The sequence below is a fragment of the Streptomyces sp. NPDC048644 genome, assembly GCF_043199105.1.
In the GTDB taxonomy this organism is placed as follows: Bacteria; Actinomycetota; Actinomycetes; order Streptomycetales; family Streptomycetaceae; genus Streptomyces.
Genome location: NZ_JBICVO010000008.1, coordinates 329653 through 353789 on the forward strand (window position 1 = coordinate 329653; position 24137 = coordinate 353789).

Sequence of the window (24137 nt, forward strand, 5' to 3'; positions counted from 1 at the left end):
CGCCGGAGCCCGTCGGCCGTCCCTCAGGCGGCGTTCGCGGGCCGCAGCAGCGCCCGTATCGGGTGCCAGGACTCCGTGTCGTCGTCCGGGGCCTGGCGCCACACCAGCCCGTCCGGGTGGTGCAGGACGGCGGTCACCTCGTCCGGTGTCGGCGGCTGCATGTTGCCGCGCAGGTAGACGGCGCGCAGCCCGTGATTGCGCAGCCTGGTCAGGGCGCGCTGGCGGTTCGCGGCGTGGACGAGTACGCGGACGCGACGGCCGCCGCCACCCGGTCTTGGCAGGGCGAGGGCGACCACCACGCTGCCGCCGGGAAGTCTGATGTAACCGCCACCGGTCATGGACATATCTCCCCCGTGAGACTCAGCGTCAACAAGGAACTGTAGGACGCATCTAAACGCGATCGGCCGCTGCCCGCCAGGGGGCAACGGCCGATCATGTTTTGACCTGCGGCTTTACCTGTTACTTGGGTGCCCGCCCCACCTGGAGGGTCACCGTGGAGCCGTCCCCGGCCTCCTTGATGATCTTGATCCGGGTGTGGGTGTCAGGAACGAGGACACCACCGGTCGGGTTCGCCTTGTCGTAGTAGACACCGTTGTGGTCGTCGAAGACCGCTACGCCCTTCTTCGACTTGATCCGCACCGGCTTGCCGTCCTTGTGCAGCCGCAGGGCGTCCGTGCGGTGCCGGGTGAACGTCGCGTCGTAGGTCTGGAAGCGGTTGCGCATCAGCTTGCCGTCGGCCCACTTCTCGGCCCTGGGGTGGGCGTCGACCGGCAGGATCTGGCCGCGGCCCGGGTGTGTGCCGACGTTGTTGTCCGGCTGCGAGGTGTCCCACAGCCACACCAGCACCCCGTTCTGGAACGGGAAGTGCTCGACCCAGCCCGGCCGTCCGGTGGTCCAGCCGAAGTTGTAAGGGCCGGTCTTCAGGGTCGTGTCGTACGAGACGTACTGGCGGTTCTCCGCGAGGTAGTACTGCGGGTAGTCCTTGGTGAAGGACGCGCCGATCCGCGAGAAGCCCTTGGCGCTCCAGCCGTTGTCGTCGCCCTCGGCGCCGTCGGTGAAGAGCGGCTTGCCGTCGGCGACCACGCCGAGCGCGTCGGCGGCGAAGCCCTTCTGGGCCATCCCGCCGTCCGTCTGGTAACGGAAGCGCAGGTCGATCTTCTTGCCCGCGTACGCGTCGAGCGGGAAGACCAGGTCCTGGTAGGAGCCGGCGGCGCCGGTCAGGCCCGGCTTGCCGCCGCCGTCGCGCGGGACGGCCTTGCCGTTCGCGGTGCCGTCGAGCGGCGTCCAGTCGGTGCCCCCGTCGGTGGAGACCTCGGCGTACAGGAAGTCGTAGTTCTCCTCGATGTCCCACCAGCCCTTGAGGGTCAGCGCCGCCTTGGAGACGCCGGTGAGGTCCACCGGGCGGGAGAGGGTGTTCTTGAGGTTGTCGCCCATGCCGCTCCACCACTGGTGGGTGCCTTCGGCCGGCGGGACGATGTCGGTCTTCACCGACTTGGCGGGCAGGTCGACGACCAGCGCCTGCTCGTCCTTGGTGTGGTACTCGGCGACGCCGAGCTTGTGGGTGGACGGCGTCGCGGCCTTCGCCTTGCCGTAACTGAGCCATCCCAGCTGGAGCTTGTCCCAGGCGCTCATGTCGCCCGGCAGGTCACCGATGGCGTTCTGGCCGGTGCCGAGCCAGGAGCCCGCCGACATCAACGACCAGAAATCCACGGACGATTCGCCGGTTCCGGTGGTGTCGTACTCGTCCGGCAGCCCCAGGTCGTGCCCGTACTCGTGGGCGAAGACGCCCAGGCCGCCGTTCTCCGGCTGCATGGTGTAGTCGCCGACCCAGATGCCGGTGCCGCCGATCTCGGTGCCGCCCGCCCGGTTCCCCTCCGGTCCGCTCTTGCCCGCGTCGGTGCCGTACGCGTACCAGCGGTGCGCCCAGAGGGCGTTGGTCTTCTGGACGCCGCCGCCCGCGGACTCGTCCTCGCCCGCGTGCACGATCTGGAAGTGGTCGATGTAGCCGTCGGGCTCGTTGAAGTTGCCGTCGCCGTCGTGGTCGTAGCGGTCCCACTGGTCGTACGCGGCGAGGTCGGCCTTGATCTGCGCGTCCGTGCGGCCGGCCGCCTTCTGGTCCTGCGCCCACTGGTTGACGCCGTCGCGGATCAGGTCCCAGGCGCTGGGGCAGTTGGTGTCACCGCAGTAGTTCGAGCCGTACCGCGCCTCGTTCCAGGCGACCCGCACCCAGTCGGAGACCTCGCCTTCGACGGAGTAGCGGCCCGACGACTGCTTCTCGTAGTACTTCGCCAGCGACTGCTTCTTCTTGTCGTGCGAGAAGTACAGGTCCTGGAAGTGCTTCCGGTCGAAGTCCCGCTGCCAGGCGGTGCTGTTGTCGTCCTTGCGGTCCGGCTCGGCGATCTCGTTGTGCCCGGGTCCTGGCTCGCCGCCGTACTTCTTCACCGGCGGCTTCGGCCCGTCGCCGTCCGGGTCGTACAGGGTGGTGTCGTCGACCTTGTCGCCGAAGTCCACCAGGATCGTGAAGATCTTGTCGGTCTTCTCCCGCGCCAGCTCGACGTACTTGCTCTTCCCCAGCTTCACGACCCGCGAGGCGCCCCGCCGCTCCGCCTCGGCGTCGCCGGATATGACCTGCTGGAGCGCTTCCTTGCGCCGCGCCGCCTGCCGGTCGCTGAACGGGCCCTTCAGGTCGTGGTCAACGGCCCGCTCGGGCGCCGGGTCCTGACGGTGCGCAACGGGCTGCGGGTGGCCGGATTCGGCCGCGGCCACCGCCCCCGACGACAAAGCAGCCGCCCCGATCGCGGCAATCGCCGTGGCCAGGGCGGCCGGTCTGAACACCCTTCTCCGATATCTCACTTGACGCTTCCCTCCCCTGTGAACGGTCACTGTTCGAGGCATTTGACCGGAAGGGCGGAGGAAAAGACAGATCTTGACTTGCTCACGTCATCGACGTACGTTGCACGGTCGGCGAGGCGTGGAGCGGCACAGAGCGGCGCAGAGCGGTGCGGTGCGGAGCGGAGCCGAGCGGAACGGGACGGGACGGAACGGGAGTCACGGCCACCGGGCGCCGCCGGGGAATGCCCCGCACGCGGCCCGCGAATCCCCCGTGCCACCGCCGCCGGGCACACCGGCCCCTACACCCCCACCTTCAACTCCCCTACCACGAACACCCGTTCACCCCTGCGATGAATCGGTGCGCCCCCCGTGCGCCGGGACGGTGGGTGAGGTCACGCTTACCAGAGGTTCCTGACGGGAAGTAAGGACCGTAGAGTCGATTGGCGGCACACCCCTTGTCGACCGACATCCAGCCGACGCTCCGAGGACGGATCCCGTCATGCCTCGTCCGACCGCCGCACAGCTCGCCTACGGTTCGGCCACCGTCTTCCTCTCCACCCTCGCGATGCTGCTGCTGTCGCAGACGCGGACCGGCATCGGCGTCGCGGTCATCGCCGTCGCCGGACTCGGGCTCGGGCTTCTGGTCGCGATGACGGTGCCGATGCCTGGCATCGCGCGGGTGGTCCGCCGCCGCGCCACCCGCGCCACCACGCGCTGGGAGCCGGCGCCCGCCCGCCTGCCGCACCCCCGCGTCTCCCGGCCGGCCGCCACCCGCGCCGGCGCCGGCCGCCCCTCGCGCTGAGGGCCGTCAGGCCGCCGACACCACCACGGTCTTGGCCGCCTTGTCGTGCAGACACTGCTGGTACGGCTTGTCCCAGGTGCACCACAGGACGTTGACCAGCCAGAAGATGAATCCGCAGCACGGCACGATCTCCGGCAGCGTGTAGACGGCCGCCCGCAGCCAGCCCGCCTGCTGGGTCGGCACCGAGCCGTTCGACAGCATCGCCACCCGGATCTTCATCGCCATCTTGCCGAGCGTCTGCCCCCGACTGGTCAGCATCAGGCCCTCGTAGACGAGATACACCAGCATCGTCACACCGGACACCGTCGCCTGCTTGCTGGTCTGGGCGTTGCTGGTGCTGGTGTAGTCCACCCACCCGACGATCGCGTTCATGATCAGCATGACCGGTACGCCGATGATGATGGCGTCGATGATGCGCGCCACCAGCCGCCTGCCGCGCCCGGCCAGCGGCGGCATCCCGGCGAGCGGATCGGCCGCACCGTACTCGCCGCCGTAGGGACTGCCCGCGTACCGGCCGCCGCCGTAGGGATCCTGACCGAAGGGCGGCGGGGTGCCGTCCCCCGGGGGCGGTCCACCCGGGGGCGGGGCGCCGGCACCGCCGTACGGGGAACCGCCGGCGCCACCCGCCGGCGGCTCCTGCGGCTTCTTCAGGAACGGGTCGTCCTCCGGTGGTTCACCGGATCCGGGCCGGGGCGTCTCGCTGCTCATGGCCCGAGTCGACCCTCTGCGGCGGCCCTCCGCATCCGGCGAAGGCCGTTCGGGGTATCCGGGCCGCGCGCCCGCCCGGCAGGGTCAGTCGGCGGCCACGAACGTGCGCGCCACCTTGTCGTGCCAGCACTGCCGCCACGGGCGGTCGAACAGGCACCAGGCGGCGTTGGCCACACCCACCACCAGGACACCCAGCACGCCGTACACCAGCCAGCGCTTGATCGCAGCCGCGACCGGCGGGGTGTCGTGGCTCTCGATGTCCAGCACCCGCACCCCGCACAGCTTCTTGCCGAGGGTGCGGCCCCACTTGAGGGTCGGCAGCACCTCGATCAGGCCGCCGCCGATCAGCAGGACACCCAGCACCACGGCGAAGACCGGGAAGGTCGTGCCGTCCAGCAGATAGACCGTCACCTGCCTGCCGGACTGCTTGGCCGCCTCGATCTTGCCGTCGATGTGGTCGACGGCCGAGCCCCACAGCGGCAGCGCGGCGGCGACGGTGACGAGCAGCAGCACGGCCAGGTCGATCAGCCGGGCGCCGAGCCTGCGGCCCAGCGCGGCGGGGTGCCCCTGGGCGGCCTGCGCCGCGGCGAAGAAGATGTCGGCGCTCGGCGGCTTCCAGGGGATGACGCCCTCGTCGGCGCCCGGACCTGACGCGGACGGCGCGCCCGCGGGACCGCCCTGCCCCGGGAACCCGGGCGAGGGAGCGGGCGCGATCTGACCCTGCGGGCCTGCTCCGGGACCTGCCGTGGGCTGCGGCGGGCGGCCCTGGCCAGGTACGGCGCCCGGGTGCGACGCCGGGGGTGCCTGGGGCACTTGGGACGCCTGGGGTGCCTGCGGCGGCGTCTGCTGCGGGGATCCCGCCGACGGCAGCGGCTGCGGGGCGCCGGGGCCCGACGTGCCGGGCGGCCCCGACGGTGCCGGGCCGCCGCGCGGGGGCAGCCGGATGGCCATGGTGTCGTTGCCCTTGGGTGCGCCGCCGCCGTCCGGGCGGATCGCACGGATCGCCGTCGTGCCCTGGTCGCGGGTGGGCGGCTGGACGGCGCGGATCGTGACGGTGCCGTCCGTCCGCGGGGTGTCGGGGTGGTCCTTCGGCTCATCCGGCTGCCGCGGGGCCGGTGTCGCGGGCGTCTGGGGCGGCTCGCCCGCGCCGGGCTCCGCTCCCCCGGCCCGCTGGTCGCGCTGCGGCGGCAGGCCGCCCCAGGCGCCCGCGCCCTGCGGGGCGCCCGGCTGGTCAGGCGATCCCCAGGAGACGCGGGCCGCGGCCTCGCCGCCGAAGCCGCCCTGCCGGGAGGCGTCGGCCTGCCAGGCGGACGCGGGCTCGGGTCCTGAACCGTGCAGCCTGGCGGGGTCGTCCCAGGCGGCGGGTGCGTCGTCGGACCTGCGTGCGCCCGGCAGGTTCGCTCCCGCCGCCTCCTCGTCGAAGAAGACCGGCCCGGTTTCCTCGACGGGGGTGACGGGCGGCGCGGGGGTGACGGGCGCGGCCCCGGGCGGCGGTGCGGGCATCGCCTCCCCGTCGGCGGGCGCCGGCCTGCTGGTGCCCGGCACCCACGCGGCACCGTTCCAGTACCGGATGTAGCCGGGGATGGACGGGTCCGGGTAGAAGCCTGGCGTGGGGCTGCCGGCGGATCCTGAGGTAGGGGCGCTCATGTCCGAAGTCCCGTATCTGTATTCGTCCTGGTGGATGTGGGATGCAGTCTGCCGCAACGCAGCGTCCACATCTATCAGACCTCCGGTCGTCACGGCGGCGCTCGGGTCCACGACCACCTGGAAGAGGCCCGCGAAAAAAGTTGTACGAAGTTGTGTAAGGAACCGGCGGCTGCGGCCTCTCTCCTTGCGCGGGCGGATTTTCCCGGGGCCCGCGCAGCGAGCGGAGAGAGGTGGACCTCATGCACACCGTGGTGGAACGAGAACTGGAACTGGGCCTGGTCGTGTCAGCGGAGCGGAGTGTTCCGGTGCCGGCCAGGCTGACCTACAGGACCGACGACCCCTACGCCGTCCACGTCACCTTCCACATCGGCTCGGACGCGCCCGTCAACTGGACGTTCGCCCGCGAACTGCTCGTCGAGGGCGTGTTCCGGCCGTGCGGCCACGGGGACGTGCGGGTGTGGCCGACGAAGCTGGACGGGCGCAGCCTGGTCTGCATGGCGCTGTCGTCGCCGGACGGGGACGCGCTGCTCGAAGCGCCGGCCGCGGCGGTGTCGGCCTGGCTGGAGCGCACCCTGCGGGTGGTGCCGCCGGGATCCGAGCAGGAGCACCTGGGCATCGACAAAGGGCTGAGCGAGCTGCTGACCCTGGCGACCCGCGACGACCCGTGGCCGGCCGACCCCTGGTCGGCCGACGAGTCGTCGGAGCCGGGGGCGTAGCGCGTGGCGCACGCCCCGTCGGGCACCGGCGCGGACCGGGGAGGGTGCGGTAGCTCCCACCCACCCTCCCGTCCATGGAATGTTCAACCATCTCGTGGTGTTCCGCGGTCATGACCGCAGCGCACCACGACCCCCAGGACTTCAGGGCGTACGGAACGGCGGACGGCACGGCGAACGGCGTGCCAGGCCGCGCAGGCGCCCGCCACGACGACACCTACCTCACCCACGGCGCCCCGGCCGAACGCTGGGAGCGCGCTCAGCTGTTCTTCGACGCCAAGGACTTCACCGCGGCTGCCCGGATCCTGCGCGACCTGGTCGACGAGGCGCCCGCCCGGGTCGGCCCGCGCCTGCTGCTCGCCCGCGCCTACTACCACTCGGCCCAACTGCGGCGCGCCGAGACCGAGTTGCGCGGCGTCCTGGACCTCGATCCGGTCGAGGAGTACGCCCACCTGATGCTCGGCCGCACCCTGGAGCGCCAGGGCCGCCCCGATGACGCCGCCGGGCATCTGCGGATCGCGGCGGCGCTGGGCGGGGACGTGGCGCCGGGCTGAGTCCGGGCGCCCTCTAGGCCGTGCCGTCCCGGTACGCCTCCAGCAGCCGCAGCCACACCTCGCTGATCGTCGGGTAGGCGGGCACCGCGTGCCAGAGGCGTTCGAGGGGGACCTCGCCGGCCACCGCGACCGTCGCGGAGTGCAGCAGTTCGCCGACGCCGGGGCCGACGAAGGTCGCGCCGAGCACGATCTCGCGGTCCAGGTCGACGACCATCCTGGCCCGGCCGCGGTAGCCGTCGGCGTACAGGGCGGCGCCTGCCACCGCGCCCAGGTCCTGGTCGACGACGCGGATCCGGTATCCGGCGCGTTCCGCCTCGGCGGCGGTCAGTCCGGCCGACGCGGCCTCGGGGTCGCTGAAGACGACCTGCGGGACGGCGGCGGTGTCGGCGGTGGCGGCGTGCGCCCCCCAGCGGTCGGATTCCAGGACCGGTACCTGCCGGGCGCGGGCGACGATGGCGGCGCCGGCGATCCTGGCCTGGTATTTGCCCTGGTGGGTCAGGAGCGCGCGGTGGTTGACGTCGCCGACGCCGTAGAGCCAGTCGCCGTCGCCCGGTGTGGCGACCAGGCAGCTGTCGTCGACCGTGAGCCAGCTGCCGGGTTCCAGGCCGACGGACTCCAGGCCGATGTCGTCGGTGCGCGGCGCCCTGCCCGCGGCGATCAGGATCTCGTCGGCGATGATCTCGTCACCGGTGTCCAGGACGACGGTGACGACGCCGCCCGGGGCCTCCCGGCGCACCTCGCGGGCCTCGACGCCGGTGCGCAGCAGCACCCCCGCCTCGGCGAGCGATTCGGCGACCAGGTGTCCGGCGAACGGTTCCATCCGGGGCAGCAGTCCGTCGCCGCGCACCAGGAGCGTCACGGACGCGCCCAGGGCCCGCCAGGCGGTGGCCATCTCGACGCCGACCACGCCGCCGCCGACGATCACCAGGCGGCCGGGTACGGATGCCGCGCTGGTCGCCTCGCGGCTGGTCCAGGGCTTGGCGTCGGCGAGCCCCGGGACCGGCGGCAGCACCGCGCGGCTGCCGGTGCAGACCGCGACCGCGTGCCGTGCGGTCAGGGTCCTGCCGTCGACGGCGACCCGCCGCGGCCCGGCCAGCCTGCCCTTGCCGCGGATCAGGCCGATACCGGCCGACTCCAGCCAGCGGACCTGTCCTTCGTCCTTCCAGTGGGAGGCGAAGGCGTCGCGGTGGGCGAGCACGGCCTCGGCGTCCAGGGGTCCTTCCACCGCGTCCTTGAGACCCGGCACCCGGCGGGCCTCGGATCTGGCGGTGACCGGGCGCAGCAGGGCCTTGCTCGGCATGCACGCCCAGTAGGAGCATTCGCCACCGACCAGTTCGCTCTCCACGACGACGGCGCTCAGCCCGGCGGCGTGCGCGCGGTCGGCGAGGTTCTCGCCGGTCGGGCCCGCGCCCAGCACGATGACGTCGTAGGTTTCGTCGGCGGCTCGGGGCGTTGCGCTGGCTGCCATCGGCTCTCGCTCCTCGGGTGGCTCGGCGGGGCCCGTGCGGATGCCGGGGTCGGGTGGAGACGTCCCAGGGCCCATCCTGGGCCCGGCGCGGCGTCAGCGCATCCGGCGCTCGACGGCCGTCTTGGCCTCGGCGAGGCCGGAGCCGGTCAGTTCGCGGTGCCGCTTGATGGCCTGGATCTTCTTGCCCTGCCCCAGCAGCTCGTCGATCTCGGCGTGCGCGGGGTCTTCGGGCTCCTGGAGGCCGGTGTGCGCGGACAGCAGGTCGATCTTCCGTTCCAGGCGGGCGATGCGGCGGTTCTGGAGCTTGGCGCGGCGGTCGGCGGCGGATATCAGCAGCAGGATGGCGAGGATGAGCAGGCCGGTGACGGACATCAGAGTGGTGTTCATGGACGGAGACTCTACGAGGGCGGCGGGGCGCCGGGCCTCTCAGAACAGTTTGCCCGGGTTGAGGAGGCCCAGCGGGTCGAAGACGCCCTTGATGCCGCGCTGCAACTCCAGGCCCACCGGGCCCAGTTCGCGCGCCAGCCACTCCTTCTTCAGGACGCCGACGCCGTGCTCGCCGGTGATCGTGCCGCCCAGTTCCAGGCCGAGCGCCATGATGTCGTCGAAGGAGGCGCGGGCCCTGCGGGACTCGTCGGGGTCGTCGGCGTCGAAGCAGACGGTGGGGTGGGTGTTGCCGTCGCCCGCGTGCGCGCAGACGCCGATGGTGAGGTCGTACTTCTCGGCGATGGCGGCGGTGCCGTCGAGCATGGCGGCCAGCCGGGAGCGGGGCACGCAGACGTCGTCGATCATGGTGGCCGACTTGAGCTGTTCCAGGGCGGTCAGGGTCAGCCGACGGGCCTGGAGCAGCAGGTCGGACTCGGCCGGGGTCTCGGCGGGGACGACGTCGGTGGCGCCGGCCGCGGTGCACAGCGCGCCCACCGCGGCGAGGTCGGCGGCCGGTTCCGGGGTGTCGAAGGCGGCCAGCAGCAGCGCCTCGGTGGTGTCCGGCAGGCCCATCTTCGTCATGGCGTTGACGGCGCGGATGCTCGTACGGTCCATGAGTTCGAGGAGCGAGGGTGCGTGGCCGCGGGCCATGATCTCGCAGACCGCCTCGCAGGCGGCGGCGGTGGAGGGGAACTCGGCGGCCAGCACGAGCTGTTGGGGCGGCTGCGGCTTGAGGGCGAGGACGGCGCGGACGATGACGCCGAGGCTGCCTTCGGAGCCGACGAACAGCCGGGTGAGGTCGTAGCCAGCGACACCCTTGGCGGTGCGCCGGCCGGTCGTCAGGAGCCGGCCGTCGGCGAGTACGACGTCCAGGCCGAGCACGTACTCGGCGGTGACGCCGTACTTGACGCAGCACAGGCCGCCGGACGCGGTGCCGATGTTGCCGCCGATGGAGCACTGTTCCCAACTGGAGGGATCCGGCGGGTAGTACAGGCCGTGCTCGTTGACGGCGCGGGAGAGGGTGGCGTTGATGACGCCCGGTTCGACGACCGCGATCCGGTCGACGGGGTTGATCTCGACGATGGCGTCCATCTTGGACAGCGAGAGGACGATGCAGCCGTCGGACGCGTTGGCCGCGCCGGACAGGCCGGTGCGCGAGCCCTGCGGGACGACCGGGACGCGCAGCGCGGTGGCGGTGCGCATGACGTGCTGGACCTGCTCGGCGGTGCGCGGCAGGACGACGACGGCGGGGGTGCCCGCCGCGCAGAAGCTGGCCATGTCGCGGGCGTAGGAGCCGGTGACGTCGGGGTCGGTGAGGACCGCTTCCCCGGGAAGTCCTGCGCGCAGGTGTGCGATGAGGTCCATGACGCCCAGCGTCCCACCCGTGGCCGCCGCGGGGAAGATCGCGGTGTGCGGAACGCGGCCTCCCATGTGGCAAGCACTCCTTGACAACTCCATTTTGTCAAGGCGTACTTGCGTTATGACGCTACCGGATCTGGAAGACCTCATCGCGGAAGTGGACAGGACCTGCGACGCCGCCCACGCGCCGGGCGGTCAGGAGCAGCCCGACTGGCTGGCCCTGCTGTCGGCCGCGGTCGGCGTATCGGGCCGGCTTCAGGCGCTGGCCGATGACCTGGTCGAGGACTACGTCGAGCACTGCCGGCTGCACGGCCGTTCGTGGAACGACATCGGGGCGGTGCTCGGGGTGTCCCGGCAGGCGGTCCAGCAGCGCTTCCACGCCCCGCACAAGCGCTACCCGCCGGAGGTCATGACCGACGGCCTCCAGCAGGCGATGCGGCACATCAAGCGGGCCGCCGTGGCGCACCGCAACAACTACATCGGGACCGAGCACCTGCTCTGGGGACTGACGGCCGAGGAGAACAGCGCCACCGCACTTCTGGAGGCGGCGGGGGCGCGGCCGGCCGATGTGCACCGCGCGGTCGGCGAACGGCTGGGCACGGGCGCCTCCCAGGCGGCCGAGCGCATCGCCTGGACGCCGTACTCCCGCAAGGCCATGGCGCTCGCGGAGGAACGGGCCGAGGCCGCGGGATCCCCGTTGATCGACTGCGCCCACCTGCTGCTCGGGCTCGCCGCGATCGGCCGCGGGGTGGCCTGCGCGGTGCTCGCGGAGACCGGCGGCTCGATGGCGGCGCTCGGTGAAGCGGCCCGGCGCGACGCCTGACGGGCGTCGCGCCGGGCCTGCGCCGCCGGGAGGCGGACGGCGCCCAGGAGCGGGACGAGCGGGTCCTCAGGTGCGGCGGACACCGCTCGCCCGGCGCGGCTCACAGGTTGCCGCGCAGCTCCTGCTCGCGCTCGATCGCCTCGAAGAGGGCCCTGAAGTTGCCCTTGCCGAAGCCCATCGAGCCGTGCCGCTCGATCATTTCGAAGAAGACCGTCGGCTTGTCCTGGACCGGCTTGGTGAAGATCTGGAGCAGGTAGCCGTCCTCGTCGCGGTCGACCAGGATCTTCAGCTCGCGCAGCGTCTCGACCGGCACCCGGGTCTCGCCCGCCCACTCGCCGAGGGTGTCGTAGTAGGAGTCGGGGGTGTTCAGGAACTCCACACCGGCCGCGCGCATCGCCCGGACGCTGGCGACGATGTCATTGGTGGCCAGCGCGATGTGCTGGACGCCGGGGCCGCCGTAGAACTCCAGGTACTCGTCGATCTGCGACTTCTTCTTCGCGATCGCCGGCTCGTTGAGCGGGAACTTGACCTTGCGGGTGCCGTCGGCGACGACCTTCGACATCAGGGCGGAGTACTCGGTGGCGATGTCGTCGCCGACGAACTCCTTCATGTTCGTGAAGCCCATGACCTTGTTGTAGAAGGTCACCCACTCGTTCATCCTGCCGAGTTCGACGTTGCCGACGCAGTGGTCGATGGCCTGGAACCGGCGGGGACCGCTCTCCACGATCGGCGCGGCTGCGACATAGCCGGGCAGGTAGGGGCCGTGGTAATCCGTGCGCTCGACGAAGGTGTGCCGGGTCTCGCCGTAGGTGGCGATGGAGGCGCGGACGACGGTGCCGTTCTCGTCCTTGGTCTCGTACGGCTCCTCGATGCCGGTGGCGCCGTGTTCCAGTGCGTAGGCGTACGCGGCGCGGGCGTCGGGGACCTCGACGGCGAGGTCGATGACGCCGTCGCCGTGGGCGGTGACGTGGTCGGCGAGGAAGCGGCCCCAGTCGGTGGTGGCCTTGATGACGGAGGTGAACACGAACCGGGCGCTGCCGGATTCGAGCACGTAACTGGCGGTCTCGCGGCTGCCGTTCTCCGGCCCGGAGTAGGCGACGCTCTTCATGCCGAAGGCGGTGGCGTAGTAGTGCGCGGCCTGCCTGGCGTTGCCGACGGCGAAGACGACCGCGTCCATCCCCTTGACCGGGAAGGGGTCAGCCTGACGAGCCGTGCCGGGGGTGGGCTGCGTGTGCATCGTGGTGTCTGCCATGGCCGCAGATTCCCTCCGATCCACAAGGTGCGCAATAGTTTGTGCATTCATTGGGCATTGTGTATAGCGAACTGGGGGTTCCACCGGTACATCTGTACAGGATGACCATCGAAAACGGAGGAGGCCGCGATGGCGATCGATCATTTGGACGGGGCGCTTCTCGAGCTGCTGGCCCGGGAGCCGCGGATCGGCGTTCTGGAGGCGTCGCGGCGGCTCGGCGTGGCACGCGGGACGGTGCAGGCGCGCCTCGACCGCCTTCAGTCCAATGGAGTGATCAGGGGTTTCGGCCCGGACGTCGACCCGGCCGCACTGGGCTACCCGGTGACCGCATTCGCGACACTTGAGATCAAACAAGGGCAAGGTGCGGACGTTCGCGCTCATTTGACGACCGTTCCCGAGGTATTGGAGCTGCATACAACGACGGGACATGGGGACATGCTCTGCAGGCTCGTCGCGCGGTCCAACGCCGACCTCCAACGTGTGATCGACCGGGTAGTAGGTTTTGATGGCATCGTGCGAGCTTCGACAGCAATCGTGATGGAAAATCCGGTTCCGCTGCGCATCATCCCTCTGGTGCAACAGGCGTCGGGGGACTGAACGAGGGGAGCGCGAGTGAGCTTCTGGGAGTACGTCGGCAGCCGGCACGCCCAGTTGCTGACGGATACGCTGCAGCACGCCAGCGCGGTCTTCCAGTGCATGGTGATCGCCACCGTGCTGGGGGTCCTGCTCGGCGTCCTCACGTACCGCAGCGACTGGGCGGGCAACCTCGCCACCACCGCCACCGCCACGATCCTGACCGTCCCGTCGCTCGCCATGATCGGCCTGCTCATCCCGATCGTCGGCCTCGGCGTCGCCCCCACCGTCATCGCCCTGACGCTGTACGGACTGCTGCCGGTCGTGCGCAACGCCATCGTCGGGCTGCGCGGGGTGGACCCCACCCTCGTCGACGCCGCCAAGGGCATCGGGATGTCCCGCACCAGCCGCCTCCTGCGGGTCGAACTCCCGCTGGCCTGGCCGCCGATCCTCACCGGCATCCGGGTCGCGACACAGATGCTGATGGGCATCGCCGCCATCGCCGCGTTCGCATCGGGCCCCGGCCTCGGCAACGAGATCTTCCGCGGCATCGCCTCCCTGGGCAGCGCCAACGCCCTCAACCAAGTGCTGTCCGGCACCCTCGGAATCGCCGTTCTCGCCCTGCTCTTCGACGCCGTCTACGTCCTGATCGGACGCCTGACCATCCCCAGGGGGATCCGTGCCTGAGACGTCCGCCGCGGCCACCGCATCCGGCGCCCGCATCCATCTGGAGAACCTGACGAAGATCTACCCGGGCAATCCGAACCCGGCGGTGGACAGCGTCAACATGGAGATCAAGGCCGGCGAACTGGTGGTCTTCGTCGGCCCTTCGGGCTGCGGCAAGTCCACCACGCTCAAGATGATCAACCGCCTGATCGAGCCCACCTCCGGGCGGATACGCATAGGCGACGAGGACGTCACCGACATGGACCCGGTCAGGCTCCGCCGCAAGGTCGGCTACGCCATCCAGTCGTCAGGACTCTTCCCGCACATGACGGTCGCGCAGAACATCGCGCTGGTGCCGAAGATGGTGGGCTGGCCGAAGGCGAAGGTCACAGGCCGCGTCGAGGAGATGCTCGACCTCGTCGGTCTCGATCCCGGCGAGTTCCGCCACCGCTATCCGCGCCAGCTCTCCGGCGGCCAGCAGCAGCGCGTCGGCGTCGCCCGCGCACTGGCCGCCGACCCGCCCGTGCTGCTCATGGACGAGCCGTTCGGCGCCGTCGACCCGATCACCCGCGACCACCTCCAGGACGAGCTGATCCGGCTCCAGCACGAGCTGCACAAGACCATCTGCTTCGTCACCCACGACTTCGACGAGGCCATCAAGCTCGGCGACCGCATCGCGGTGCTCCGCGAGCGCTCGCACATCGCCCAGTTCGACACCCCCGAAGCCATCCTCACCAACCCGACGGACGACTTCGTGTCCGGCTTCGTGGGCGCGGGCGCCGCGCTCAAACGCCTCAACCTCACCCGCGTACGCGACGTCGGCATCGTCGACTTCGCCACCGCAGGCGTGGACGACCCGCTCCAGGACATCTTCGACCTGCTGCGCTCCGGCACCACCAACGAGGTCCTGCTCCTCGACCGGCACCGCCGCCCCTACAAGTGGCTGCGCCGCGGTGACCTCTCCCGCGCCAAGGGGTCGCTGGCGCGGGCCGGGACGCTGGTGCACGACACGGTGACCCGGGACGCGACGCTGCGCGACGCCCTGGAGGCGGTGCTGACCGACAACGCGGGACGGGTCGCGGTCACCGGCAGGCGCGGCGAGTACATCGGCGTCGTCGACATGGAAACCCTGATGAACAACGTCCACGAGCTGCTGGAGGCGGACCGGCTGGAGGCCGTCGAGCACCAGCACCAACTCCAGGAACAGCGGGCCCGCCAGACCCACATGGCGCAGGAGGGCATCAACGGCGCGAGCGGCTCCCGGCGGGCCGGCGCATGACGCCACGCGACGAGCGCACCCCGCGCAGGGACGAACGGCCGCCGGGCGAACACGAGGTGCACGGGCTGGCCTTCCGCGACCTGGTCCAGGCCGAGGAGCGGGAGACCGCGACCGGCGAGGCACCCGTCCGGGCCGCACCCGGAGCCCGCCGCATCAGCTGGCAGAAGTGGACCTTCATGCCGGTCTTCCTGATCGCCGCGCTGCTCATCACCTGGCTGTGGTTCCGCGGCGCCCGCCTCGACTCCATCGCCCACCAGGCGGTGGACAACGGCAAGGTGGGCCTCGCGGTACGCCAGCACATCCAGCTCACCGTCGTCTCCACCTTCTTCGTACTGATCATCGCGATCCCGCTGGGCATCGCACTGACCCGCGCCAAGCTGCGCCGGGCCACCCCGGTGGCGATGGCCCTCGCCAACCTCGGCCAGGCGATCCCCGCGCTCGGCCTGCTGATCCTGCTGGTGATCTGGCTGGGCATCGGCGCGGGCTCCGCCATCGTCGGCATGGTCATCTACGCGGTGCTGCCGGTGCTGGCCAACACCATCGCAGGGCTGCGCGGCATCGACCCCACGCTCACCGAGGCCGCCCGCGGCATCGGCATGTCCCCCCTGGGCGTCCTGCGGAAGGTCGAACTGCCGCTCGCCGTACCGCTGATCCTGGCCGGCGTCCGCACCGCGCTGGTCCTGAACGTCGGCACCGCGACGCTGGCCACCTTCGGCGGCGGCGGCGGTCTCGGCGACCTGATCTCGGCGGGCATCGTGACCCAGCGGATGCCCGTACTGATCCTCGGCTCCGTCCTGACCGTGGCGCTCGCCCTGCTGGTCGAATGGCTGGCATCGCTCGCCGAACTGCTGCTGAGGCCGCGCGGCCTGGAGGCAACCACTTGACCCCTCACCTCCCTTCGCAAGCTCAGGAAGGAGATTTCTGACTCAGACTGCCTGGCCGCTCAGCAAGCGGTCGGGGCTTACGCCCTCAGCATCAGCCGGGTTGAGACCAGCCCGGACCAGCATCACGCGGGCGGAGTTCTTGTCCCTGGGGGATACGGCTCCGCACACGGTGCAGGCATACGTTCGCTCCGAGAGGGGGAGTGCGTGCTTGGTTCTCGCTCCGCACTGCGCGCAGTCCATCGTGGTGTGCGCGGGGTGTACGAGGTGCAACTCACGGCCGTGCTTGCGGGCCATGTGGATCAACGCTTGCTTGGTCGCTCCGATTGCCGCGTCGGCTGCCTTGCGGGCCATGGTCGACTTCGCCAGGAACTTGGGCCGGAAGTCCTCCACCGCCAGGGCGTCATGGTCACGGACCACACGCTTGGCCCACTTTCGGCCGGTATCCTCCCGCTGCCGGGCCACCTTCTTGTGCAGCCTCGCGGTCTGCCGCTTCGCTTCCCGGTAGCCCTTCGAGCCGGCCTGACCCTTCGCCGGCTTACGCCGGGCCATCATCCGCTGATACTTCGCGAGCTTCTGCGCGGCCGTCCGGCCATGCTGGGTGTGGGGAAGGTCGTGGTCGTCGGAGGTGGTGGTCGCGGTCTCCTTCACGCCCCAGTCGATGCCGATCACACGCCCAGTGGCCGCAAGTGTCTCGGTCACAGCGGGGACTACGAACGAGCAGTACCACACGCCCGTGGCGTCCTGGTAGACGCGCACGCTGGACGGCGGCTCGGGAAGCTCTCGCGACCAGACCACCCGCAGCACGATGCCGCCGGCCAGGTGCAGACGGCCATCCCCGATACGGAATCCACGCTGGGTGTAGTTCAGGCTCGGCAGCGCTTCGCGCTTCCTCTTGTACTTGGGCATGCCGGCCCGCTGCCGCACCGGCAACCGGCCTTTGATGTCCTTCTGAGCCTTCGCCCTCGACGTGCCGAAGTCGCGTATGAGCTGCTGCTGAGGAACCGACGAACCCTCACGCAGCCACGCCGTGGTCCTGCGCGCCGCGGTCAGCATCTTGTCGAGCCGGGCAGGCCCACACGTCCGCTTGTCCACGCCATCGGGGCGGGCGAGGTTCCAGGCGTGGGCCTGCTGGGACTTGGCTACGCATTCGTTCCACAGCCACCGACACCGGTCCCACTCGGCTTCGAGCGCCGTACGGGCCGACGACGACATACGCACGCGGAAGGTGTACCGGGCATGCCCGGAACCCTCCGCGGTCGCCCCCGTCATCATGAACAACAACCTACCTGGGAGGTATGACAGTTGAGCATCCACACAGGAAGCGGCCTGCCTCACCACCACGGCGGGTGGGCGAGGAATCACCCTGACGGCGAACTCTCTTTCCCTGCCCTGCTCCGCAGGAGCCCGATTCCTCACCAGGCTGAAGCCCGATGCACCCTCGGAGGAAGCCGGTGAGCATCCACCGGAAACACCCGTGGCCGCGCCGCACCGCCGCCCTCCTCGCCACCGCGCTGCTGGCCTGCACCGCGCTGAGCGGGTGCGGTCTGGTCAGCGGCAGCGCGATGAGCGACGACGTCTCCCCCGGCCCGGCCGGCTATCCGGGCCGGCCGCTCGAAGGCGCCCAACTGACCGTGACGTCCAAGGAGTTCACCGAGCAGATCGTCCTCGGCCAGATCATGGGCATCGTCTTCGAGGCGGCCGGCGCCACGGTCATCGACAAGACCAGCATCCAGGGGTCGATCGGCGCCCGCGAGGCGGTCAAGTCCGGTACGGCGGACGCCACATACGAATACACCGGCACCGGCTGGATCACCTACCTCGGCCACGCCAAGCCGATCGCCGACCCGCACAAGCAGTGGCAGGTGGTGCGGGACGAGGACGCGAAGAACGGCATCGTCTGGCTGCCGCCGTCGAAGCTCAACAACACCTACGCGCTGGCGCTCAACACCGCCCACCAGAAGAAGCTGGGCCTGCACACCCTCTCGGACGTCGCGCGGCTCTCCCGCAAGAGTCCCGGCGCGCTGTCGATGTGCGTGGAGAACGAGTTCTCCGCCCGCAACGACGGCTACCCGGGCATGGCGCGGGCGTACGGCATGAAGATCCCGCCCGCCAACATCCGCAAGATGACCGGCGGCGTCGTCTACACCGAGACCGCCAAGGGCAGCACCTGCACGCTCGGCGAGGTCTTCACCACCGACGGCCGGATCAAGGCGATGCAGCTGCACGTACTCGCCGACGACAAGCACTTCTTCCCCAACTACAACGCCGCCCCCGCGATCAACTCCGCGTCCCTGAAGAAGCACCCGAAGATCGCCGCGGTGCTGGCGCCGATCACCAAGGCGCTCGACAACACCGTTGCCCAGCGGCTCAACCGCCAGGTGGACGTGGACGGGCAGGACCCGCACAAGGTCGCCCTGGACTGGCTGGTCGAGGCGGGTTTCGTCAAGGAGGGCTGACCGGGGCCTGCTCACCTACGGGATCCCGCCTGCCGCCGCCGGGCCGCCGGGCACGGCTTTCAGCAGGCGGGGACCTTGCCGCCGTCCTTGAGCGCCTTCAGCGCGTCCACCGCGCCGCCGAGCGTGGTGACGGGGACCAGCCGCATCCCCCGGGGCAGCTCGGCCTGCGCGTCGGCGCACTCCCGCTGCGGGACGAGGAAGACGGTGGCGCCGTCGCGGTGCGCCGCCTGCGTCTTCAGCGGCACCCCGCCGACCGGGCCGACCGTGCCGTCGGCGGTGATGGTCCCGGTGCCCGCGATGGTCCGGCCGCCGGTCAGGTCGTGGCCGGCGCCGTCCCCTTCCAGCTTGTCGATGATCCCGAGCGCGAACATCAGGCCGGCGCTCGGCCCGCCGATGTCCGCGAGCCGCAGGGTGACCTTGACGTCCTTCGGGGACTTGTGGAGGTGGCCGAGCGCGGCGCTGGTCGCGGAGTTCTGCGAGTCCTTCATCTGCGCCGCGTTGTGCTCGGCGATCTCCTTGGTGTTGTCGCCCACCGGATAGACCGCCTCGCGCGGCATCACGGCCTGGTCCGTACGGAACCAGCTCCTGGCGACGTCCGGCAGATGGACCGGGGCATCGGGTCCGGTGGCGACGATGGCGGTCATCCGCAGCTGCCCACTGGTCTTGCGGACGTCGGCCCCGGAGACGGTGATCACCGGTTTCCCCTTGTTGACCCCGAGCACGTTCGCCGTCGGCCCGGGAGAGGCCACCGAGAACGGCAGCGGCGCGAGGGCCGCCGTCAGCAGCAGGGCGAGGACGAGGACGGCACAGATCGTCAGGGCACGGGCGCGTGAGGACACCCCGCCACCTTAGATGAGTGAGTCCGAAGTCGTGTCGTCCGCCCGGAGGGCGGCCAGGCAGGCACGACTTCGGACGCACTCATCTAATTGACCCCCGTACGGGACGGGTCACCGCAGGGCTTCGGCGACCTCTCTGGCCGCGTCGACCACCCGCGGCCCGATCCGGTCGTTGACGGTGTCGGCGAGCATCACCACACCCACGCTCCCCTCGATGCCGCTCACCCCGAGCAGCGGCGCCGCCGCCCCGCTCGCGCCCGCCTCCAACTCCCCGTGCGTCAGGGCGAGTCCGGCGTCCTGGGTGCGGCCCTGCCGGGCCTTGAGGATCGCCCGTCCTGCCGCCCCGCGGTCCAGCGGGTGCCGGAAGCCGGTGCGGTAGGCGACGTGGTAGTCGGTCCAGGTGGGCTCCACGACGGCGACGGCGAGCGCTTCGGTGCCGTCGACGAGCGTGAGGTGCGCGGTGGCCCCGATGTCCTCGGCCAGCGAGCGCAGCGCGGGCAGCGCGGCCTCCCGGACGAGCGGGTGGACCTGACGGCCGAGCCGCAGCACGCCCAGGCCGACTCTGGCCCGGCCGCCCAGATCGCGGCGCACCAGAGCGTGCTGCTCCAGGGTGGCCAGCAGTCTGTAGACCACGGTGCGGTTGACGCCGAGCTTGTTGGACAGCTCGGTGACGGTCAGCCCGTGATCGGTATCGGCGAGCAGTTTCAGGACTCGCAGTCCTCGGTCGAGCGTCTGGGAGGTCTCCGCGGTCACGACGCCCCCTCCTGGTCTGAGTGGCGGGCTCGGACGCGGCGCGCTGTCGTCCCGGATCAGCGCGCGCAAGAGGCCGCCGGCCGCATCGCACCGGCTGCGCTCCGCGGCGGCGCTGCCACGGGGCGTGTGCGTGACCGGGACAGTAGCGAGCCAGTCCGGTCAGCGGAAGGGTCCGTCCAGAATCCGGTCTTTCCTGCCCGGAATGTCCGCTCCATCCCGACCGTACGCGTCAGTAATCTTTCGACTGTGAGCGGGAGTTGACCATTCCGCCGGGCCGGCGGAGCCGGGCGCGCACACGACGGGGCGGCACGCTCCCGGCGCACCGCCCCGTCCCGTTTCGACCGTTTCGCTACCGCATCCGCGTGGCCCACTCCTGGACCTTCTTGATCCGCTCGCGCAGCTGCCCCGCGGTGGCCTCCGCGCTCGGCGGCCCGCCGCACACCCGGCGCAGCTCGGTGTGGATCACCCCGTGCGGTTTGCCGCTCTGGTGCACGTACGCGCCGACCAGAGTGTTCAGCTGCTTCCGCAGCTCCAGCATCTCCTTGTGCGAGACCACCGGACGCCGCTCGGCCGGCAGCTCCAGCAGATCGGCCTCGGCGTCCGGCTTCTTCTTGCTGTGCGCGATCTGCCGGGCCTGCCGCTTCTGGAGCAGCATCTGCACCTGGTCGGGCTCCAGCAGCCCGGGGATGCCGAGGTAGTCCTGCTCCTCCTCGCTGCCCGCGTGCGCCTGCATGCCGAACTCGGCGCCGTCGTAGAGCACCCGGTCGAAGACGGCCTCGGACTCCAGCGCCTCGAACGAGAACTGCTCCTGCTCGCCGGTGTCCTCGTCCTGCTGCTTCTCGGCCTCCTCCATCTCCTTCTCGGACTCCGCGTACGGGTCCTCGTCGCCGTCCTTCTTCGGCTTGTCGAGCACGTGATCGCGCTCGACCTCCATCTCGTTCGCGAACTCCAGGAGCATCGGAACGGTGGGCACGAAGACGGACGCCGTCTCGCCGCGCTTGCGGGACCGTACGAAACGGCCCACGGCCTGCGCGAAGAACAGCGGCGTGGAGATGGTCGTGGCGTACACGCCGACCGCGAGCCGCGGCACGTCGACGCCCTCGGACACCATCCGGACCGCGACCATCCAGCGGTCGTCGGACTGCGCGAAGTCGTCGATGCGCTGCGAGGCACCGTTGTCGTCGGAGAGCACGAGGGTCGCGCCGTGTCCGGTGATCTCGCGGATCAGCTTCGCGTACGCACGCGCCTGTTCCTGGTCGGAGGCGATCACCAGCGCGCCCGCGTCGGGGATGCCCTTGCGGACCTCCGAGAGCCGCTGGTCGGCGGCGCGCAGCACGTTGGGCATCCAGTCGCCGCGCGGGTCGAGCGCGGTGCGCCAGGCCTGCGAGACGGCGTCCTTGGTCATCGGCTCGCCCAGCTTCGCGGCGATCTCGTCACCCGCCTTCGTCCGCCAGCGCATGTTGCCGCTGTAGGAGAGGAAGATGACCGGCCGCACCACGCCGTCGGACAGCGCGTTGCCGTAGCCGTAGGTGTAGTCGGCCGATGACCTGCGGATCCCGTCGTTGCCCTCCTCGTACGTCACGAAGGGGATCGGGTTGGTGTCCGACCGGAAGGGGGTGCCGGTCAGCGCGAGGCGGCGGGTGGCCGGCTCGAACGCCTCCAGGCACGCCTCGCCCCAGGACTTCGAGTCACCGGCGTGGTGGATCTCGTCGAGGATGACCAGGGTCTTGCGCTGCTCGATGCGGTTGCGGTGCAGCATCGGCCGCACGCCGACACCGGCGTAGGTGATCGCGATGCCGTGGTACTCGCGGCCCAGCGGGCCCGCGCTGTACTCCGGATCGAGCTTGATCCCGATCCGGGCCGCCGCCTCCGCCCACTGCTTCTTCAGGTGCTCGGTGGGCGCGACGACGGTCACCTGCTGCACGACGTGGTGGTGCAGCAGCCACGAGGCGAGGGTGAGCGCAAAGGTGGTCTTGCCGGCGCCGGGTGTCGCGACGGCGAGGAAGTCCTTCGGTTGGGTCTGGATGTACCGGTCCATGGCCGCCTGCTGCCAGGCGCGCAGCTTGTTTGCGGTACCCCAGGGGGCCCGGCCGGGGAAGGCCGGGGACAGGTGGTGGCTGTTGGTGGCGCTGGTGGTGGTAGTCACGGTCTCCGTCGGCTGGCTCGGCGATCGGCAACCGCGTCAGCCTACCGGTGCGGGCCGCCCCGCCCAGGGGCCGGACGCCGGGTGACCGGGCGGTGGGACCGAGGTCACATCCCGCGCCCGGGGTCCGCCGTCCGTGCCTACCGCGCCTTCGGCCGCAGCCGCCCCGCCAGACACGCGCCGGTCAGGGCCACCACCGTCATCGCGGCGAAGACGGCGGCGAAGGCCGCGGGCTGCGCGGTCGGGCCGCCGGTGGCCGCGGCCTGCCCGCCGGCGGCGATCGCACCGCCGCCGAAGGCCACGAACAGCACCCCGCCCAGGCCGACGAAACCGACGTTGCCCAGGGAGTCCGCCATCTGGAGCGACGCGGAATTGCTGCCCGCCTCCTCGGGCCGCGACAGCTTCAGGAGCAGCACCCCGCCGCTGGAGATGTTCAGGCCCATGCCGAAGCCGCCGAGCCCCCAGCCGACGGCGACGGCCCAGACCGGCACCCCGTCCAGCAGCACCAGCGGCACCACGGCGATGGCGCAGCCGAGGAAGAGCAGACCGAGGCCCATCAGCCGCTCCCGGTGCGCCTCCATGCGCGGCCTGCTCTGCACGTACGAGCCGAGCGCCCAGGTCAGGCCGCCGCCGGTGAGCGAGAGACCGGCGAGGGTGGGCGACAGTCCCCGCTGGGTGACCAGCATCAGCGGGATGAAGCTCTCGGACGCGACCAGCGCACCGGACGCGAGCCCCCGCATCAGCACCACGGTCGGCAGCCCCCGCGCCGCCCGGAACGTGCCGCGGGGAAGCAGCCGCAGCACCCCGGGCACCAGCAGCGCGAGCCCCGCAGCGGCCGGTATCAGCGCGTACGGGTCCGGGTGCCGGCCCGCGTACTGGAGCAGCGCGGCACCCGCCGCGACGGCCAGGGCGAGCAGCGCGCGCCGGCTGCGCAGCACCCGGCCGATGCCGCCCGCCGCGACCGCTTCCTTCGGCAGTCCGCGCAGCGCGGGCAGCATCACACCGAGCGGCAGCAGGATCAGCACGGGGATGGCGAGGAAGACCCACCGCCAGCCCGCGTGCTCGGTGATCGCCCCCGCGACCAGCGGTCCGACGATCACCGGCAGCACCCAGGCGGCCGAGAACGACGCCATGACGGCAGGCCGCAGCCGCTCGGGATAGGCCCGCCCGACGACGACGTACAGCGAGACGATCACCAGACCGCCGCCGAGACCCTGGACGCCGCGGCCCGCCACGAACATGCCCATGCTCTGCGCACCGCCCGCGGTCAGCAGCCCGGCGCCGAACGCGGCGATGCCGGTGAACAGCGGGGCGAGCGGGCCGCGGCGGTCGTTCCACTCACCGGCGAGCGCCATGGCGAACAGGCTCGCGGTGAAGAACGCCGAGAAGGCGAAGGCGTACATCTCGATGCCGTGCAGCGCGCGGGCGGCCACCGGCATCGCGGTGTTCACGGCGCTCGCCTCGAAGGCGATGAGCGAGACGACGGAGATGATGCCGAGGGTCAACGCGCGGTGGGCCCGCCCGAGAACCCCCGTCCCACCGTCATCGGCCTCCGGTGGCCGGCCGGCTGTGCCGGGAAGCTCGCCTTCGTCCGCGGCACCTGCGGCCACCGGCACGGCGGCGGTATCGGCGACGGCGTCGGCACCGTCCGTGTCGGGTGAGAGGTCGGCACTCATCGGGCCAGCGTAAGGGCCGCAGCGCGGCAACACCCCTGTCGCGGGACGGGGATCACCTCGGCCATCGGTCCTAGGGCGCCCGCGAACTTCCGTCGCCCGCCTGGAAAGCGCGCTTCATGAACCGCACATTGCAGCCTCGTGGCAGCCCGCCCGGCACCCTTGCCGCGCCCCCCACCACCCGGCCTACAGTCAGGACATCGCGTCATCCCGGCCGTGTGCCCGAGTGGTTCAGGGACTCGCCTGCAAAGCGAGTTACGTGGGTTCGAATCCCGCCACGGCCTCCGGCG

22 protein-coding genes and 1 tRNA gene are annotated in these 24137 nt (G+C 71.2%); 10 read left to right on the top strand and 13 right to left on the bottom strand.

Annotated features, from left to right (window positions below):
* Window positions 1–23 precede the first annotated feature (23 nt).
* Window positions 24–338 (bottom strand): hypothetical protein, encoded by a 315-nt coding sequence (locus ACGFNI_RS20800; RefSeq protein ID WP_393685741.1) that lies wholly within the window; start codon window positions 336–338, stop codon window positions 24–26.
* Window positions 339–459: 121 nt separating this feature from the next.
* Entirely contained in the window at window positions 460–2853 is a 2394-nt protein-coding gene (locus ACGFNI_RS20805) for an immune inhibitor A domain-containing protein (protein ID WP_393685743.1), read from the bottom strand.
* 478 nt (window positions 2854–3331) lie between these two features.
* Between ACGFNI_RS20805 and ACGFNI_RS20810 the strand changes: the two genes are divergently transcribed.
* Window positions 3332–3634, top strand: coding sequence for a hypothetical protein (locus ACGFNI_RS20810; RefSeq protein WP_393685745.1), 303 nt, complete (start codon window positions 3332–3334; stop codon window positions 3632–3634).
* A 6-nt stretch (window positions 3635–3640) separates the two neighbouring features.
* On the opposite strand, the gene ACGFNI_RS20815 is transcribed toward ACGFNI_RS20810, so the two are convergent.
* Window positions 3641–4342 (bottom strand): RDD family protein, encoded by a 702-nt coding sequence (locus tag ACGFNI_RS20815; protein WP_393685747.1) that lies wholly within the window; start codon window positions 4340–4342, stop codon window positions 3641–3643.
* 84 nt (window positions 4343–4426) lie between these two features.
* Window positions 4427–5989 (bottom strand): RDD family protein, encoded by a 1563-nt coding sequence (locus tag ACGFNI_RS20820; protein WP_393685749.1) that lies wholly within the window; start codon window positions 5987–5989, stop codon window positions 4427–4429.
* 239 nt (window positions 5990–6228) lie between these two features.
* On the opposite strand from ACGFNI_RS20820, the gene ACGFNI_RS20825 reads away from it, so the two are divergent.
* Window positions 6229–6705, top strand: coding sequence for an SsgA family sporulation/cell division regulator (locus ACGFNI_RS20825; protein WP_393685751.1), 477 nt, complete (start codon window positions 6229–6231; stop codon window positions 6703–6705).
* A gap of 179 nt (window positions 6706–6884) precedes the next feature.
* Window positions 6885–7256 (top strand): tetratricopeptide repeat protein, encoded by a 372-nt coding sequence (locus ACGFNI_RS20830; RefSeq protein WP_393685909.1) that lies wholly within the window; start codon window positions 6885–6887, stop codon window positions 7254–7256.
* 13 nt (window positions 7257–7269) lie between these two features.
* Here ACGFNI_RS20830 and ACGFNI_RS20835 read toward each other — a convergent pair whose 3' ends face one another.
* The 3 genes from ACGFNI_RS20835 to ACGFNI_RS20845 all read right to left on the bottom strand — a co-directional run bounded on the left by ACGFNI_RS20835 (window position 7270) and on the right by ACGFNI_RS20845 (window position 10515).
* Window positions 7270–8724, bottom strand: coding sequence for a dihydrolipoyl dehydrogenase family protein (locus tag ACGFNI_RS20835; RefSeq protein ID WP_393685752.1), 1455 nt, complete (start codon window positions 8722–8724; stop codon window positions 7270–7272).
* A gap of 93 nt (window positions 8725–8817) precedes the next feature.
* Window positions 8818–9111 (bottom strand): hypothetical protein, encoded by a 294-nt coding sequence (locus ACGFNI_RS20840; RefSeq protein WP_393685754.1) that lies wholly within the window; start codon window positions 9109–9111, stop codon window positions 8818–8820.
* Window positions 9112–9150: 39 nt separating this feature from the next.
* Window positions 9151–10515: an FAD-binding oxidoreductase gene (locus ACGFNI_RS20845; RefSeq protein ID WP_393685911.1), complete on the bottom strand. Its 1365-nt coding sequence runs from the start codon at window positions 10513–10515 to the stop codon at window positions 9151–9153.
* A gap of 115 nt (window positions 10516–10630) precedes the next feature.
* Between ACGFNI_RS20845 and ACGFNI_RS20850 the strand changes: the two genes are divergently transcribed.
* Window positions 10631–11332: a Clp protease N-terminal domain-containing protein gene (locus tag ACGFNI_RS20850; RefSeq protein ID WP_393685756.1), complete on the top strand. Its 702-nt coding sequence runs from the start codon at window positions 10631–10633 to the stop codon at window positions 11330–11332.
* A gap of 100 nt (window positions 11333–11432) precedes the next feature.
* Here the strand turns inward: ACGFNI_RS20850 and hppD are convergent, their stop codons facing one another.
* Window positions 11433–12584 (bottom strand): 4-hydroxyphenylpyruvate dioxygenase, encoded by a 1152-nt coding sequence (hppD, locus tag ACGFNI_RS20855; protein ID WP_393685758.1) that lies wholly within the window; start codon window positions 12582–12584, stop codon window positions 11433–11435.
* Between the two features lie 129 nt (window positions 12585–12713).
* Here hppD and ACGFNI_RS20860 point away from each other — a divergent pair, with 129 nt between their 5' ends.
* From ACGFNI_RS20860 to ACGFNI_RS20875, 4 genes are read left to right on the top strand one after another with little or no spacing between them, the layout of a single operon-like run.
* Window positions 12714–13181, top strand: coding sequence for an Lrp/AsnC family transcriptional regulator (locus tag ACGFNI_RS20860; protein ID WP_227049569.1), 468 nt, complete (start codon window positions 12714–12716; stop codon window positions 13179–13181).
* Between the two features lie 15 nt (window positions 13182–13196).
* On the top strand, window positions 13197–13844 hold the full coding sequence (locus ACGFNI_RS20865; protein ID WP_393685760.1) for an ABC transporter permease: 648 nt from the start codon (window positions 13197–13199) through the stop codon (window positions 13842–13844).
* Window positions 13837–15102, top strand: coding sequence for a betaine/proline/choline family ABC transporter ATP-binding protein (locus ACGFNI_RS20870; protein ID WP_393685762.1), 1266 nt, complete (start codon window positions 13837–13839; stop codon window positions 15100–15102). Before ACGFNI_RS20865 ends, ACGFNI_RS20870 begins: the two co-directional genes overlap by 8 nt.
* Window positions 15099–15986, top strand: coding sequence for an ABC transporter permease (locus ACGFNI_RS20875; protein WP_393685764.1), 888 nt, complete (start codon window positions 15099–15101; stop codon window positions 15984–15986). The genes ACGFNI_RS20870 and ACGFNI_RS20875 overlap by 4 nt, the downstream gene beginning before the upstream one ends.
* Before the next feature lie 42 nt (window positions 15987–16028).
* On the opposite strand, the gene ACGFNI_RS20880 is transcribed toward ACGFNI_RS20875, so the two are convergent.
* Window positions 16029–17258: an RNA-guided endonuclease InsQ/TnpB family protein gene (locus ACGFNI_RS20880; RefSeq protein ID WP_393685766.1), complete on the bottom strand. Its 1230-nt coding sequence runs from the start codon at window positions 17256–17258 to the stop codon at window positions 16029–16031.
* Between the two features lie 290 nt (window positions 17259–17548).
* On the opposite strand from ACGFNI_RS20880, the gene ACGFNI_RS20885 reads away from it, so the two are divergent.
* Window positions 17549–18442 carry a glycine betaine ABC transporter substrate-binding protein gene (locus ACGFNI_RS20885; RefSeq protein WP_393685913.1) on the top strand — a complete coding sequence of 298 codons (894 nt, stop codon included), beginning with the start codon at window positions 17549–17551 and terminating at the stop codon, window positions 18440–18442.
* 59 nt (window positions 18443–18501) lie between these two features.
* Here ACGFNI_RS20885 and ACGFNI_RS20890 read toward each other — a convergent pair whose 3' ends face one another.
* From ACGFNI_RS20890 to ACGFNI_RS20905, 4 genes are all read right to left on the bottom strand, one after another.
* Window positions 18502–19281: a S16 family serine protease gene (locus ACGFNI_RS20890; protein WP_393685768.1), complete on the bottom strand. Its 780-nt coding sequence runs from the start codon at window positions 19279–19281 to the stop codon at window positions 18502–18504.
* 108 nt (window positions 19282–19389) lie between these two features.
* Window positions 19390–20031, bottom strand: coding sequence for an IclR family transcriptional regulator (locus tag ACGFNI_RS20895; RefSeq protein WP_393685770.1), 642 nt, complete (start codon window positions 20029–20031; stop codon window positions 19390–19392).
* A 349-nt stretch (window positions 20032–20380) separates the two neighbouring features.
* Window positions 20381–22177, bottom strand: coding sequence for a DEAD/DEAH box helicase (locus ACGFNI_RS20900; RefSeq protein ID WP_393685772.1), 1797 nt, complete (start codon window positions 22175–22177; stop codon window positions 20381–20383).
* A 137-nt stretch (window positions 22178–22314) separates the two neighbouring features.
* A complete protein-coding gene (locus tag ACGFNI_RS20905; protein ID WP_393685774.1) occupies window positions 22315–23850 on the bottom strand; it encodes an MFS transporter in 1536 nt (511 codons plus the stop codon).
* A 209-nt stretch (window positions 23851–24059) separates the two neighbouring features.
* Here ACGFNI_RS20905 and ACGFNI_RS20910 point away from each other — a divergent pair.
* Window positions 24060–24131, top strand: a tRNA-Cys gene (locus ACGFNI_RS20910).
* Window positions 24132–24137 lie beyond the last annotated feature (6 nt).

Coding starts and splice junctions, on each gene's coding strand:
- ACGFNI_RS20800 (WP_393685741.1), bottom strand. CDS start 338: ATGACCGGTGGCGGTTACATCAGACTTCCCGGCGGCAGCGTGGTGGTC.
- ACGFNI_RS20810 (WP_393685745.1), top strand. CDS start 3,332: ATGCCTCGTCCGACCGCCGCACAGCTCGCCTACGGTTCGGCCACCGTC.
- ACGFNI_RS20815 (WP_393685747.1), bottom strand. CDS start 4,342: ATGAGCAGCGAGACGCCCCGGCCCGGATCCGGTGAACCACCGGAGGAC.
- ACGFNI_RS20820 (WP_393685749.1), bottom strand. CDS start 5,989: ATGAGCGCCCCTACCTCAGGATCCGCCGGCAGCCCCACGCCAGGCTTC.
- ACGFNI_RS20825 (WP_393685751.1), top strand. CDS start 6,229: ATGCACACCGTGGTGGAACGAGAACTGGAACTGGGCCTGGTCGTGTCA.
- ACGFNI_RS20835 (WP_393685752.1), bottom strand. CDS start 8,724: ATGGCAGCCAGCGCAACGCCCCGAGCCGCCGACGAAACCTACGACGTC.
- ACGFNI_RS20840 (WP_393685754.1), bottom strand. CDS start 9,111: ATGAACACCACTCTGATGTCCGTCACCGGCCTGCTCATCCTCGCCATC.
- ACGFNI_RS20845 (WP_393685911.1), bottom strand. CDS start 10,515: ATGGACCTCATCGCACACCTGCGCGCAGGACTTCCCGGGGAAGCGGTC.
- ACGFNI_RS20850 (WP_393685756.1), top strand. CDS start 10,631: ATGACGCTACCGGATCTGGAAGACCTCATCGCGGAAGTGGACAGGACC.
- hppD (WP_393685758.1), bottom strand. CDS start 12,584: ATGGCAGACACCACGATGCACACGCAGCCCACCCCCGGCACGGCTCGT.
- ACGFNI_RS20860 (WP_227049569.1), top strand. CDS start 12,714: ATGGCGATCGATCATTTGGACGGGGCGCTTCTCGAGCTGCTGGCCCGG.
- ACGFNI_RS20875 (WP_393685764.1), top strand. CDS start 15,099: ATGACGCCACGCGACGAGCGCACCCCGCGCAGGGACGAACGGCCGCCG.
- ACGFNI_RS20880 (WP_393685766.1), bottom strand. CDS start 17,258: ATGATGACGGGGGCGACCGCGGAGGGTTCCGGGCATGCCCGGTACACC.
- ACGFNI_RS20885 (WP_393685913.1), top strand. CDS start 17,549: ATGAGCGACGACGTCTCCCCCGGCCCGGCCGGCTATCCGGGCCGGCCG.
- ACGFNI_RS20905 (WP_393685774.1), bottom strand. CDS start 23,850: ATGAGTGCCGACCTCTCACCCGACACGGACGGTGCCGACGCCGTCGCC.